Genomic DNA, 13737 nt, shown 5'->3' on the forward strand with positions numbered 1-13737 from the left:
CGAGCCCGTCCGCGGCTGCCCAGCAGTCCCGGTCACGGAGTAAGTGACGGTTCCTGGAAAATAAATGACCCCGAATTCGCGTACTTTACCCCCCGTTTTTTTAGCTGCTGCCCTGGCCCTTGCCGGGCTGTCGGCGGGCTGCGGTTCCGGGGGCTCTTTGAACGCGCCCGCCAGTCCCGGCGCTGAGATCGTTCCGGCTTCCTATCTCGTGGACGTTGGAGGCCGCTACCAGCTAGACGCGAGCGGCTCGACTGATCCGGTGGGCGGCGGTCTTACTTACTCCTGGCGCTTGTTTGCACCCACTGGAAGCGCGGCCGTGCTCGAGGACCACTGCGAGGACAACCCGTTAGAGATCTGTACGTCCAACGATGATGATGTATGCAGTGATGGGCAGGGCTTCTGCGCTAGTGATGACGATTGCGCGGAAGACGCTACCTGCCTCTTTAACACCGGTAGCGTTTCGTCTGAGTGCACGACAGGCATGTGCCGGGTCGGAGAGGGCGACGAGGGGGCTAACGCATCTTTCGTGGCTGATCTCGCCGGCAGCTACGAGGTCAGACTGGTAACCTTCACCACCAAAGGCGGTACCGACATCGAAGTGGCGCATCTTGAGACCTTTCCTTCATTGTACGTTGTGGGTTCGCTGGCTGGCTTCGGTGGCACCGAGGGCGCGGCCCTTACTGTAATCGACGACCCCGATGTCTTCGCCCCCGATGCGACCAGGGGCGCCGCTAACCCTGTGACTGGAAACCTGTTGTTGCTCGACAGGATACTTGGCAAGATCCGCGAGTTTTCGGCGGTGGACGGAAGCGCGATCGGAAGCTTCGGTGAAACCGACATCCAGCTTACTGACCCCGTTGATCTTGCTTTCAGTGAAACCGGCGAACTCTACGTCGTCGAAGGCGACGGAGTGGTCAGCGTTTTTAACGCCGCCAATGGACTGCTCGTGTCGGTATTCGGCGACGTGACTTCGGGCGTCGAAGAAGTCGTCAATATTGCTATTTCACCCTTGACCGGGGAGCTGCTGGCTGTAGACGGGCGGGCCGGGGAGCCTGCACGGCGTTACAGTGCCAGTGGTTTTCTAGGGGACCTGGGCGAGACCGCCGTGGCCGGAAGGCTGGTGGACATCGCTTTTGCGGGAGGGTTGCCGGGTTCGCTCTTCCTGGCCGACGCCACCGGGAGCCTCTACCGTTGCGCAGCCGACGGCAGCTCCTGCGCGGTTTCGGCCGCTGCCGACGGTTTGCTGGCCGGTGGTGGCCCCTCGGCGGTCGCGGGCAATCCCAGTTACGCGTTCTCGGCGGCCTCAAGTGCCGCGGTGCTGCTGGCCGACGCCGTTAACGGCTGGGTGGTGGCGTGTAACGAAGCCGCGACCAGCTGCCAGGTTTTTGGTGACACTGACACACTGATCTCCGACTTCAACGATCTCTTTTATGCTCCGCCTGAAACACCGACGACGACTTCGACCTCCAGCACTACGACTACACTCACCGGTGGCTGAGGATAGCTTCCGACGGTGAGAGACAGGGCCTGCTTCGAAGAGAATGAACGCAGGGACCTCGCGCCCTATGCCATGGCCTCAGCCGACAGCCGAGGTCGCGAATACCCCGAAGAAGAGCACCGATTCAGGCTGGCTTTTCAGCGCGACCGCGACCGCATCATTCACTCTACGGCCTTCAGGCGACTGGAGTACAAGACCCAGGTCTTCGTAAACCACGAGGGCGATTATTACCGTACACGCCTGACTCACACACTGGAAACGGCCCAGATAACGCGCACCGTCGCCCGCGCCATGGGACTGAACCAGGATCTCGCAGAGGCCGTCGCGCTGGCTCACGATCTTGGGCACACACCATTCGGGCACGCCGGTGAACACGCCATGGCCGAGCTCATGAAGGAGCACGGCGGCTTTGAGCATAACGCGCAGAGCCTGCGCATAGTCGAGAAGCTCGAAGAGCGTTACCCCGGTTTCCCCGGCCTCAATCTTTCCTACGAGGTCAGGGAGGGCATCCTCAAGCACTCCACCTGGTACGATCGGCCGCGGGTGTCGTCGTACAACCCAGGGGAGCAACCACCGATAGAGGCCCAGATCGTCGATTTTGCCGACGAGATTGCCTACAACTGCCACGACATCGATGATGGACTGCAGTCGGGCATGCTGGCCCTCGAAGACCTGGCCGACGTAGATCTCTGGGCGGGCCACTACGAGGCCGTGCAGGCTGCCTACGCGGGCGAATCGGCCCAGGTGCTGCGTTACCAGGCCGTCAAGCGCCTGTTGGACGAGATGGTCGCCGATCTATTGGCTTACCTGGACAAGCAGCTTGCCGACAACGGCGTAAAGGACATGACTGACGTGCGCACCGCGGGAAAGCGCCTGGCCGGCTTCAGCGAGGACATGAACAGCCGCACGGCGGATCTCAAGCAACGCCTCATGCTTCGGCTCTACCAGCACCAGCGCGTGCGTCGCATGGGCGCCAAGGCCGGAAGGGTCATGCGGGGCCTTTTCGAGGCCTACTTGCAGGAGCCTTACCAGATGCCGCCACACGTGGTGCAGCGCGGCGACAAAATGCCCATGGCCAGGGTCATTGCCGACTATATCGCAGGCATGACGGATCGCTTTGCCCTCGAGGAATACGCCAAGCTTTACGACCCCTGGGAGTCCGTCTGAGCTTCCGGCTTGTTGGCGATCCTGCTCTCCCCAGCAATCGCCGTTCGTCGCTGGGTTTACATAATATATCTTATCGGACGCAACGGCCTTTGATTGGGTGCGTGGATCCCGGCCTGCCCCGGCTCTGTTGAGGAGTGAAATGCTCCGCTCGCCCCCTCTTTGGTGGCGCGCAATCGGGCTCGTTCGGCCTTCACGGACGGCGCGCCCGCGGGGATCGCGCAGGTGGCCTGTTCGCTGCCGAACTGAACGTAGAAAAGCTCCTGATATCGGAGACTTAAGTGGTCGCCTGTGGGTGCCGGCCTTTAGTTGGCGAGCGACTGCTGGCGCCTGGAGAGCTCGTCGGCGTCTGACAGCCCCGGAAAGTGCTCCAGCAACGATTCTATGGCCTCGAGGGCCACGCTGCTGTCCTCTCCAGCGTCGGCAACGCGCAGCCTGGCACGCAGGGCCGGCTCACGGTACGGGGCGTCTATGCGCGCGGCCATTTCGAGGGCTTTATCGGCCTGGCTGTTGTCACCGGCGGCCTCTGCCGCGGCCGCTTGGCCCACCAGGGCTATCTGCCGGAGGTAAGGCGTGCGCGCTGCGCTGGCAAACGACGCGTAGTGTCCTGCCGCCTGCTCAAAGCGGCCCTCGTTGTAAGCCAGGCGCGCCGCGTAAAGGCTCGCGAGGTCACCGTAGGGTCGATTGCCGTCGACCGTCAGCTGGTCGAGGACGATGGCCGCGGTGGCAAAGCTTTCGGAACGAATAGCGTCGGTGGCCCGTACAAAGGCAGCCGCGTCGCTTTCTTCAAGGCTGGTACGCCAGGAACTGAAGGCGGCGCCGGCTACGAAGACCAGGGCCACGCCACCCACTACGGCTGCTACCCGGGTGTGGTTATTCTGCGCGTACTCCAGGGCCTTGCCGAAGGCGGTAAAGAACTTGTCCGGAGCCTTGAGGTCCTTACGATTAAAAGATGCGTCCGCGGCCATTTGAGCTACCCCTCTATATTTGCCGGTTTCGCCGCTCTCGCCCGGCTGGCGGGCATCGCGGCGGTCGCCGGGTGCTTACATCTTGTACTTGAAGTCATCCGGGTCGAGGTTTTCGAGTATATCGACCCATTGGTCTGGTGAAACGTCCGAGAGGTCCCTTTCGCCTTCGAGCGCTACCGGCTCTTCCTGGCCCGATCGCGAAGCCTCGGTGGCTTCTATCACCCCGTCAGCCACGTAAATGGGAGTGCCCGTGCGCAGTGCCAGCGATATGGCATCACTGGGACGCGCGTCGAGGGTCAACTGCTGCCCCGCAGCCTTGAGCTTGATGACGGCAAAAAAGGTTCCGTCCCTGATCTCGGTGACTTCTATGCGTTCGACGCTGGCGCCCAGCTTCTCGATGGCGACGCAGAGGAGATCGTGGGTCATGGGCCGGGTCATCTTGACGCCCTCGAGCTCGGTCGCCATCGAGGTCGCCTCCAGCTGGCCTATCCAGATCGGCAGGTTCAGAGCGCCCCCCTCATCTCGAAGGATGACGATGGGGGTCTTGGTGACCGGGTCCAGGGCCAGGCCACCAACAGACATACGAACAAAACCGTCGGCACTCATTCCACTGCGATTGTGTCCCCGGGGACAGCGTTCGTCAACCGCCGCAATTCAGAACGCTTGTTCGACCGCTCAGGTTGTGGCCAGCAGATCCACGACCTTGTAGAGCTGCCTCAGGTTTCGACACTCCTCCACTACGTCGCAGTGGACCGCATAGACCTGCATTTCACTGTCGCCAAAGCCCCAGGTAGAGCGGTTTTCCGGGTTCAGCCATATAACGCGTCGGGCCCGTTGCTGTATGTCTCTTAGAGCCCAGTCGTTGGCAGCGTTGTAGTTGTTTCGCGCATCGCCGAGGACGATGACGGTGGTGCGGCCGTCGATCGTATCGAGCTGGTCGCGGTGAAACTGGCTGAACGCGCGTCCGAAGTTAGAGTGCGCGTAGACGTTTACCACGTCGCCGGTGATGGCCTGTTGGATGGCCGACTGGATCTCGTTTTCGGCAAAAAGGCGGGTGACTTCACCCATGTCGGCAACGAAGACAAAGCTGCGCACTCTCGAGTACATGTCCTGCAAAGAGTGCACGAACTGGAGCATAAAGCGCGAGACGGTTCGTACCGAATCCGATATGTCGCACAGCACCACGACGCTGGGCCGCTCTCTTTTCCTGCGGTCGTAACGAACCCGAAACGGTATACCGCCGAATTCCATCGATTGGCGTAGCGTCGACTTAACGTCGAGGCGACCGCGCTTGGCCCGCTTGTACCGCAGGGCCAGCAGGTTGCGCAAGCGCCTGGCAAGGACGGCCACGGCGTCGCGCATCTCCCTGATCTCGGTGGGCGAGAGATAGTAGAAACTCTTATCGAGCAGTCGGTCTTTTTCTTTGGGTGCCGCTTCCTCGCTGCTGTCGTAGCGACCCTGCAGTTTGACCAGGGACTTTAGCATCTCGCCAAGCTGCTTTACCCTCTCGTTGAAAAGCTGGCGGATCTGGTCGAGTTCCCCCTCTTGGTTTCCAGCCGCTTCCCCGGCTTCGAGCAAACGCTCGAGCTCCTGCGACAGGCCCCCGAGGCCCAGGGCCTTGGCCGCTGCGCGCACGGCGCCCTGCTGGGAAGACGGGCTCTTCGGCGCCGGCACCTTGCCCGAGTCCGCCAGCTCCCTGAGGATCTTTTCGAGCGCGGCCTGGTCGTTGAGCAGCAGTGCCCTGGCCAACGGGGAAATCTCGTCTCCAAGCGAATCCAACAGTTCCTCGATACGATCGAGCAGCTCCTGGTACTCGGCTGGATTGGCTGGTGCGGTGTCGTTTTCGTCGAGACCAGCGGCCAATCGGCCCATGCCTGAGAAAAAATCGTCGAAGAGCCCGTCGAATACCGGGACGTCTACCGGGCGCTTGACCATTGCCGTCCGCAGGGCTGATTTGAAGGTGTCGCGGTCAGCCAAGCCCGTGACCAAGCTGGCCTCTACCGAGTCCAGGGTTTCGGCTGTGGACACGCGTATGCCGTTTCGCCTGAGTATGGCGACGAACTGGAGGACTCGGTTGATCACCCGACCGGACTAGTGGAGCTGCCCGCCGTTCGCGTCGCTGTCCTGTTTGCCGGCTTCCTGGTCGTCTTGGGAGTCGGCTTCGGTTTTGTTGAGGGCTTCGAGCTTTTTGTTGGCGTAGGCTTTCAGCTCCTTCTCGCCTTTCCTCAGGTCTCCCTCGTACTTGAGCACCACCGACAGCGTCTCGTGCGCGGCGTCCTGGTCGAGTTCCGATACGTTCATGAGCACAAGCGCTCTCGCCCAATCAAGCGTTTCGGAGATGCTCGGTGCTTTTTTCAGGTCGAGGTTGCGCATTGACTGCACCATTCCTGTGATCTCGGCTGCGAGTCCTGCCTCTGCCTCGGGGACCTTTACCCTGAGTATCTCGCGCTCGAGTTCCTCGGTGGGGAAATCAATGTAGAGGTGCAAGCAACGACGCTTGAGCGCGTCGGACATCTCGCGGGCGTTGTTGCTGGTGAGGATCACCATCGGGATGGTTTTGGCCTTGATCGTGCCGATTTCGGGAATGGTTACCTGGAATTCGCTGAGAATCTCGAGCAGGAAAGCCTCGAACTCCGCGTCGGCCTTGTCTATCTCGTCGATGAGGAGCACGCTGGGCTCACTTGATTCAATGGCCTGCAACAAGGGCCTCGCGAGAATAAAACGCTCCGAGAAAAACACATCGTCCTCGGCGGTCAGCTTGTCCACTGCCTCGGCAAGGGTCGAGGTGCCCTCGGTCACGTTCTGGATTTTGTCTTTGAGAATCTGGGTATAAAGCAGCTGCTTGGCGTACTCCCACTCGTACAGGGCCTTGGCTTCGTCGAGGCCTTCGTAGCATTGCATGCGGATCAGGTTGGCCGAGGTCGCAGCTGCTATTACCTTGGCGAGTTCGGTTTTACCTACACCTGCTGGTCCCTCTACGAGTACCGGTTTGCCCAACCTGGTGGCGAGGAATACGACGGTCGCTATGTTGCGGCTGCAGATGTAGCTCTGTCCGGACAGCCGCGTTGAGACGTCATCTATGCTTTTAAATGGAACGAATTCAGTGCTCACTCGAGGGTCTCCCGGCCGTAGAAGCTGCGGCTCCCCAAGGCTAACATCCCGGGTGCGTTAAGCCAACGAAGCTCCGTGTGCATACTTGCTATCTACAACCGCGTATCTGATCGCTGGCCGCTGGTCATCGCGGCCAATCGAGATGAGTTCCTCGATCGGCCCAGTCTCGGGCCGGCTCGGTTGGAGGGACACCCGGCTGTTACGGCAGGACTCGACCTGCTGGCGGGCGGTACCTGGTTGGGGGCCCGCGAAGATGGATACCCCCTTTCGGCCGCGTTGCTCAATCGTCGGCAGGCTGGAGCCGACAGCCCCGCTCCCCCGGGCAAATACAGCCGCGGCGCATTGTGTCTGGGAGCGCTCGATTGCGGCAACTCCGGGCTGCTGAGTACTTACCTTGATGGGGTAGAAGGATGCGACTACGGACCCTTTTTTCTGCTGACAGCCGATTCATCGGGGGCCAAGGTGCTTGACGATGGCGGCCACAGCCAGGAGCTCGCTGCAGGCGTTACCGTCATCACTAACCTGGGTGTCGACCCGCCTGATTGCGTACGTCACGCCGGCGCCCTGCCCCGCTTCCGGGCACTGCTGCCGCTGCTCGAATCAAGCCTGGAACTGGAAGAAATAGTCGAAGCGCTCGCCGTCGTGTTGTCAGACCACGAATTGCCTGCCGATGCCCAGGACCAAGGCTCTCTGGCCGGGGTCTGCGTGCACGCCGGCGACTACGGTACGCGCTCTGCCAGTATCCTGGCGAGGGACGAGCGAGGTCGGCTGTACTACTTCCACGCGGATGGGCCGCCCTGCCGCACAGGGTTCGACAGGATCACTCCTCGGCCAGTTCAAGCGAGTACCAGTTGAGCCCCTGCCGTACATAGTCGATACCCGATCCGGCCGTGGCCACGCCGGTGGCGACAAAGCAGACCATGAAGAGCTCGGAGCCTATAGCCATCCAACCGGCGAGGTTGAGCAGCACCAGGCTCACCAGTAATAGCTGCGTGAAGGTAGTCACCTTGCCGGCAAAGGAGGGAGCCATCGGTATCGAGTGGCCAACGAGCACGGCAGAAAAGATAAAACCGCCCAGGATTATCGCGTCCCTGACGACGACCAGTATCATCAGCCACATCGGCACCCAACCGAGTATGCCCAGCACGAGAAAGGAGCTGACCAGCAGGAGCTTGTCGGCCAGAGGGTCGAGGTGCGCGCCGAGGTCCGTTTTTGAATCGGTAAGCCGTGCTACCGCACCGTCGAGTCCATCGGTGGCGCCGGCGGCCAGGAAAATCCACATGGCGGCCTCGTAGTTGTCCTCCACCATCATCGCGAGGAAGATGGGTACCGCGATAATGCGAAGTAAGGTCAGGGTGTTGGGGATGTTAATCATCGTCAGGATCCACCAGCTTCGCCTCGCTGGAGTCAACCCGGGCACGCAGTTGGCCGACTTTACGGGAGTGGATGCGAGCTTCTATCCAGGAGCTACCCCCGTCGAGTTCCTTTTCGTTTAACACACGGGAGTTGCGGTACAACCAGGCTCGCAATTCTCCTTCGCCGGCGGGAATTTCCATGCAGACGGTCTGTTCGTCGACCGTTAACAGTTTTTCGATCCGAGCGAGCAATTGGTCGAGCCCCTCCTCACTGCGAGCTGAGACAGCGACGGCCCCGGCCGGCGCCGTCGCGGCAGCCGGGAGGTCAGCTTTGTTGTATACGTCCAGGGCCGGTACGTGGCCGGCTCCGATCTCGCTGATTATGGAGAGAACGTGTTCGTGGCGGACCCCAAGCTGGCTCGAAGCGCTATCTGTGACGTGCAGGAGGAGGTCGGCTCGTCTCACCTGCTCGAGTGTGCCCTTGAACGCTTCTATGAGCTCGTGGGGGAGCTTGGCCACGAAGCCGACCGTGTCCACGAGCATGATCGAGCCCCCGGCTGGCAGTACGACCCCGCGCACGGTGGAATCCAGTGTCGCAAACATGCGCGGTGCCACCAGCGCGTCGGCGCCCGCTAAAGCATTCATCAGCGAGGATTTTCCCGCGTTTGTGTAGCCCACTAGGGCGACCGTGGGGTAAGGCACGGCTTCGCGTTCACGGCTGTTCAGCCGACGGGTCCGGTCGATGGTGGCCAGTTTGCCCTTGAGCGTGGAGATGCGGTTCTGCACCTGGCGTCGATCAACCTCCAGCTGTGTTTCGCCGGGACCCTTGAAACCTATGCCCCCCTTGATTCGAGACAGGTGGGTCCACTGGTTGGTCAACCGCGGCAGCAGGTATTGCAGCTGGGCCAGCTCAACCTGGATTTTGCCCGCACGCGTGGCAGCTCTGCTCGCGAAGATATCGAGTATGAGCTGGCTACGGTCGATGATCTTGCTGCCCGGTATGGCTTTTTCGAGGTTGCGCCGTTGTGCGGGCCCGAGCGGATCGTCAAAGATCACCAGGTCGGCCTCTACTTCCAGCGTGAGCGCTGCGAGTTCTTCTACCTTGCCCTTGCCCAGCAGTGTTGCTGCGCTAACCCGGCGCAGGTGTTGCGAGAGTCTACCGGCTACTTCGATGCCTGCAGCGGCGGCCAACATCGCCAACTCGTCGAGGCTGGCGCTGTCGGCGGCTTTTTCAGTAGACGCCCGTACAAGGACGGCCTTCTCGGCCGTCTCGCTCAACGCAGCGCTGTGCTGCCCGGACCCAGCAACTTGTCGACGGCCATCAACAGGTCATCGCAGGGGTCGATGGCCAGCGTGTCGGGGAGCTCAATGAGAGTTTCACTCGCCCCTTGCCGGACCACCTTGAGGTAGGTCCGACAATCACCAGGATAGAGGGCGAGGGTTTTTTTCAAGTCGCTGACGCTCGAGGGTTCCATTCGAGCCGCGTCCATACTGATGTCGACGTAGCGGGCCACGCGCCTGCGCATCTCGGCCAGTGTCAGGATTTCACTGGCAATGACCTGCGGTTTTCTCTGGAAGCCTTCGGACTCCTCGGTGTCCTGGGTGCCGCCGGCGTCACCGATTTCCAGGGTCCCGGTAATGAGCACCGGAGCGTTACCGACGATGGCCTCTTCGCATTCCTTGTAAACCCTTGGCCAGGCGATGACCTCGATGACCCCACTCGGGTCCTCTATGTTGAAGGTCGCATAGCGGTCGCCCTTTTTGCTGTTCTTGAGCCTGACCGTGTTGGTGACTCCCGCAACCCTCACGGTCTCCTGGTCTCGCCGCGAAGCCAGCGTACCGGTAGGCAGCGGCGCGAGTAACCCAAGGTCAGTGGCGTGTTCGTCGAGGGGGTGCCCCGATATGTAGAAGCCCAGCATTTCGTGCTCGGCTTGCAGCCGTTCGGCCACGCTGAACTCTTCCACCTCGGCGAGTGGCGGCTCGGGTTGAGAAGTGCCGTCACTCGAGCTGAACAGGCCCATCTGGCCCGCTGATTCATCGTCCGCCACCCTCTGGGCCCATGCCATACTCGCATCCAGCGAAGCGCAGAGCTTCGCGCGCGAAACAGAGATGCTGTCGAAAGCCCCGGCCTTGACGAGGCTCTCTATCACCCGCTTGTTTACCTGCGCGGAATTTACGCGACGGCAGAAATCCGCGAGAGACAGGAAGGGACTGTCGCCGCGGACCTCGATTATGCTCTCGACTGCTTTCTCGCCGACGCCTTTCACCGCCGCGAGCCCGAAACGGATGCCTTCCGTAACAACGGTGAAATCAGCCACGCTCTCGTTCACGTCCGGCTCAAGTACCGAAATATCCCTGCCCTTGCAGTCCGATAGGTTCTTGTAGGTCTTGTCGGTGTCACCCATCTCGAGGGTCAGCAGCGCTGCGAGGAACTCCGTGGGGTGGTGGGTTTTGAGCCACGCTGTCTGGTAGGAGATCAGGGCGTAAGCTGCCGAGTGGGACTTGTTGAATCCGTAGGCCGCGAAGGTCTCCATCTGTTGAAAGATCTGGTCGGCCGCTTGCCGGGGATGTCCCTTTTTTACCGCCCCTTCAACGAATCGCTCCCGCTCGACGGCCATGACGTCGGCTTTTTTCTTGCCCATGGCCCGGCGCAGGTTGTCGGCGTCGCCTAGAGAGTAGCCGCCATACACCTGGGCGATCTGCATCACCTGTTCCTGGTATACGATCACGCCGTAAGTCTCGCTCAGGATCTCTTCGAGTGTTGAGTCCGGGTAGCGCACCGTTTCGGTCCCGTCGCGGCGCTTGATGTACTGTTCGACCATGCCGCTGTCGAGGGGGCCTGGTCTGAAAAGAGCCAGGATCGCGATTAAATCTTCGAAGGACGATGGCTTGATCTGCTGCAACAATTTGCGCATGCCGCCGCTTTCCATCTGGAAAAGCCCGACGGCGTCAGCCCTGCTCGCGAGTCGGTAGGTGGCCGCGTCGTCAAGTGGAAGGTCGTCGATGTCAATCTTGACGCCGGTGCGCTTTTCTACTCGGCTTACCGTGTCCGCGATGAGGGTCAGTGTCTTGAGGCCCAGAAAATCGAACTTGATGAGCCCGAGGGCCTCGACGTCGGGTCCGGCAAACTGGGTAACGACCGTTCCGTCGCGGTTGTCAACGAACAGGGGCACGCTCTCTACCAGCGGTTCATTGCCGATAACGACACCAGCCGCGTGCTTGGAGACGTGGCGTGTTAGCCCTTCTAGTTTGAGCGCATACTGGAACAGTAAACCTTCGCGTTCGCCTGAGTCACGGTATTCGCGCATCCGCGGTTCCATCTCGAGAGCCTGCGTGAGATTGAAGTCACGTCCCTGTCTCGGCGCGGGGTACAACTTACACACCCTGTCGGTTTCCCCGAAGGACATTCCGAGCACCCGGCCCACGTCGCGTATAGCCGCTTTGCCCTTGAGCGTACCGAAAGTGATGATGTTGGCGACCTTGTCGGTGCCGTACTTCTCGCGTACGTAGTTGAGGACTTCGTCCCTGCGCTGGTAGCAGAAGTCGACATCGATGTCGGGCATGCTCTGCCGTTCGGGATTCAAGAAGCGCTCGAACAGCAGCCCCCAGCGCAGTGGGTCTATGTCGGTTATGCGCATCGAATAGGACACCAGGCTGCCGGCCGCGGATCCGCGGCCGGGGCCCACCGGTATGCCTGCTGCTTTTGCCCAGTTGATGAAGTCCGAGACGATGAGGAAGTAGCCGGGGAAGTCCATTTCCACGATACACTCGAGCTCGGTCTCAAGGCGTTCCCGGTAGAGATCTTCGTCGATCTCGTCGTACAGTGACCGTAGAGTGCCCAGTCTGTTTTCAAGCCCTTCTCGGGCGGTTTTGCAGAAATGATCGACCAGGGTGGTGTCCGGCCCCACGGCGAAATTAGGAAACTTGTGCTTGCCGAATTCGAACTCGACGTTGCAGCGGTCGGCCACCCCGACGGTGTTTGATATGGCCTCCTCGCAACCGGGAAAGGCCTTGAGCATGTCCTCTGCGCCCTTTACAAAAAGCTGGTCGGTCCCGAAGCGCCACCGGTCTTCGTCGTCGAGCTGCTTGCCCGTCTGAACGCAGAGCAGAACCTCATGGGACTTGTGGTCGTCGTGGTCGAGGTAGTGACAGTCGTTGGTCGCAACAAGCGGTATGCCCATGTCATGGGCGGTGGGGATCATGAACTCGTTGACCGCGTTCTGTTCCTCGAGGTGGTTGTCCTGGATCTCGAGGTAATAGCGGTCGCCGAACAGGCGGGCGTAGTACTCGATGACCTCGCGCGCCTTGTCGTGTCTCCCGGCTACGATCGCCTTGGCTGCTTCGCCGCTCAGGCAACCGCTCAGGCAGAGCAGCCCCGAGTTGTGAGCTTCGAGCAGCTCCTTGTCTATGCGGGGCTTGTAGTAGAAGCCGTCCTTGTAGCTCTGGCTGACCATCCTGCAGAGATTGCGGTAGCCCTCCATGTTGGCTGCAAGCAGTACCAGGTGGTAGTTGCCGCCACTTTCGTAGTCCGCGGCCCCACGGGTGGTCCTGTCGGTCCGCTTGCCCGGGGCAACGTAGACCTCGCAGCCGATAATGGGTTTGATGCCAGCGGCAGTTGCAGACCTGTAGAAATCGATCGCGCCGAACATGTTGCCGTGGTCGGTCATCGCAGCGGCCGGCATGTTGAGCGCTGCCATTCGCGGCATCAGCTCGGTTATCTTGTTGGCGCCGTCGAGCAGGCTGTACTGGGTGTGCAGGTGGAGGTGGACGTAGCTCACAGCGCGCTCAATTTCACGTACAATCGCATGGACATGTTGACCGTCGTTCTCACCTGGCCTTCATAGCCGTTTCAGTTATTCCCATTCAACAGTAGCCGGGGGCTTGGAAGAGATGTCGTAGGCAACCCGGCTGACGCCGGCCACTTCGTTGGCGATTCGCGCCGAGGATTGGGCGAGGACTTCGGGTGGAAATCGAAACCAGTCGGCGGTCATGCCATCTTCGCTGGTTATAGCCCTCAGGGCGATGACCTTGTCGTAGGTCCTGAAGTCGCCTTGCACGCCCACCGTTCTAATCGGCAGCAACACCGCAAAGGCCTGCCAGATGTCGTCGTAGAGGCCAGCCGCGCGTATTTCTTCGATGAAAATGGCGTCGGCTTCGCGCAGCACGGCGAGGTCGTCGCGGTTGATCGGTCCGAGTATCCTCACGGCCAGTCCTGGTCCCGGGAATGGGTGGCGATCGAGAGAATCGGCCGGCACGCCGAGCACCCTCCCCGCCTCGCGCACCTCGTCCTTGAAGAGTTCGCGCAGCGGCTCGACCAGTTCCAGCTTCATACGTTCAGGAAGACCGCCCACGTTGTGGTGGCTCTTGATGGTCGCAGACGGGCCATTTACTGAAACGGATTCGATGACGTCGGGATAAAGAGTGCCCTGGGCCAGGAATTTAACTGGTCCCTTACGGGACTCGGCGTCGCGGGCCGCATCTTCGAAAACATCGATGAAGGTGCCACCTATGATTTTGCGTTTCTTCTCGGGGTCTTCAACGCCGGCGAGCGCGTCGAGAAACCGATCCGAGGCGTCGACGTATACAAAATCGGCCCCGAAATAGTCGCCGAGCCTACCCTTTACTTCGTCTGCCTCGTCCT

The 13737-nt window shown here is 60.9% G+C and carries 11 protein-coding genes; 3 read left to right on the top strand and 8 right to left on the bottom strand.

What is annotated here, in order from left to right; genetic code table 11:
* Positions 1-64 precede the first annotated feature (64 nt).
* Both EYQ35_06100 and EYQ35_06105 read left to right on the top strand, forming a co-directional pair.
* Entirely contained in the window at positions 65-1498 is a 1434-nt protein-coding gene (locus tag EYQ35_06100; protein HIF63704.1) for a hypothetical protein, read from the top strand.
* 72 nt (positions 1499-1570) lie between these two features.
* A complete protein-coding gene (locus tag EYQ35_06105; protein HIF63705.1) occupies positions 1571-2665 on the top strand; it encodes a deoxyguanosinetriphosphate triphosphohydrolase in 1095 nt (364 codons plus the stop codon).
* 302 nt (positions 2666-2967) lie between these two features.
* Here the strand turns inward: EYQ35_06105 and EYQ35_06110 are convergent, their stop codons facing one another.
* From EYQ35_06110 to EYQ35_06125, 4 genes are all read right to left on the bottom strand, one after another.
* Positions 2968-3630, bottom strand: a complete 663-nt coding sequence (locus EYQ35_06110) for a tetratricopeptide repeat protein (GenBank protein HIF63706.1) — start codon at positions 3628-3630, stop codon at positions 2968-2970.
* A 75-nt stretch (positions 3631-3705) separates the two neighbouring features.
* Positions 3706-4236, bottom strand: a complete 531-nt coding sequence (locus EYQ35_06115; GenBank protein ID HIF63707.1) for a bifunctional nuclease family protein — start codon at positions 4234-4236, stop codon at positions 3706-3708.
* A gap of 69 nt (positions 4237-4305) precedes the next feature.
* On the bottom strand, positions 4306-5712 hold the full coding sequence (locus tag EYQ35_06120) for a VWA domain-containing protein (GenBank protein HIF63708.1): 1407 nt from the start codon (positions 5710-5712) through the stop codon (positions 4306-4308).
* Positions 5713-5721: 9 nt separating this feature from the next.
* Positions 5722-6741 carry a MoxR family ATPase gene (locus EYQ35_06125; protein HIF63709.1) on the bottom strand — a complete coding sequence of 340 codons (1020 nt, stop codon included), beginning with the start codon at positions 6739-6741 and terminating at the stop codon, positions 5722-5724.
* Positions 6742-6765: 24 nt separating this feature from the next.
* On the opposite strand from EYQ35_06125, the gene EYQ35_06130 reads away from it, so the two are divergent.
* Positions 6766-7596: a hypothetical protein gene (locus EYQ35_06130; protein ID HIF63710.1), complete on the top strand. Its 831-nt coding sequence runs from the start codon at positions 6766-6768 to the stop codon at positions 7594-7596.
* Here EYQ35_06130 and EYQ35_06135 read toward each other — a convergent pair.
* The 4 genes from EYQ35_06135 to guaA all read right to left on the bottom strand — a co-directional run.
* Positions 7562-8116, bottom strand: a complete 555-nt coding sequence (locus tag EYQ35_06135; protein ID HIF63711.1) for a CDP-alcohol phosphatidyltransferase family protein — start codon at positions 8114-8116, stop codon at positions 7562-7564. The genes EYQ35_06130 and EYQ35_06135 overlap by 35 nt on opposite strands.
* The gene (gene hflX, locus EYQ35_06140) at positions 8109-9374 is read right to left on the bottom strand and encodes a GTPase HflX (protein ID HIF63712.1); all 1266 of its coding nucleotides are present in this window, start codon (positions 9372-9374) and stop codon (positions 8109-8111) included. Before hflX ends, EYQ35_06135 begins: the two co-directional genes overlap by 8 nt.
* On the bottom strand, positions 9371-12898 hold the full coding sequence (dnaE, locus tag EYQ35_06145; GenBank protein ID HIF63713.1) for a DNA polymerase III subunit alpha: 3528 nt from the start codon (positions 12896-12898) through the stop codon (positions 9371-9373). Before dnaE ends, hflX begins: the two co-directional genes overlap by 4 nt.
* A 51-nt stretch (positions 12899-12949) precedes the next feature.
* Positions 12950-13737 (bottom strand): glutamine-hydrolyzing GMP synthase (gene guaA / locus EYQ35_06150; GenBank protein HIF63714.1); only part of this gene is annotated, 788 nt, incomplete at its 5' end.

It is taken from the genome of Candidatus Binatota bacterium, assembly GCA_012960245.1.
Taxonomy (GTDB): domain Bacteria; phylum Desulfobacterota; class Binatia; order UBA1149; family UBA1149; genus UBA1149.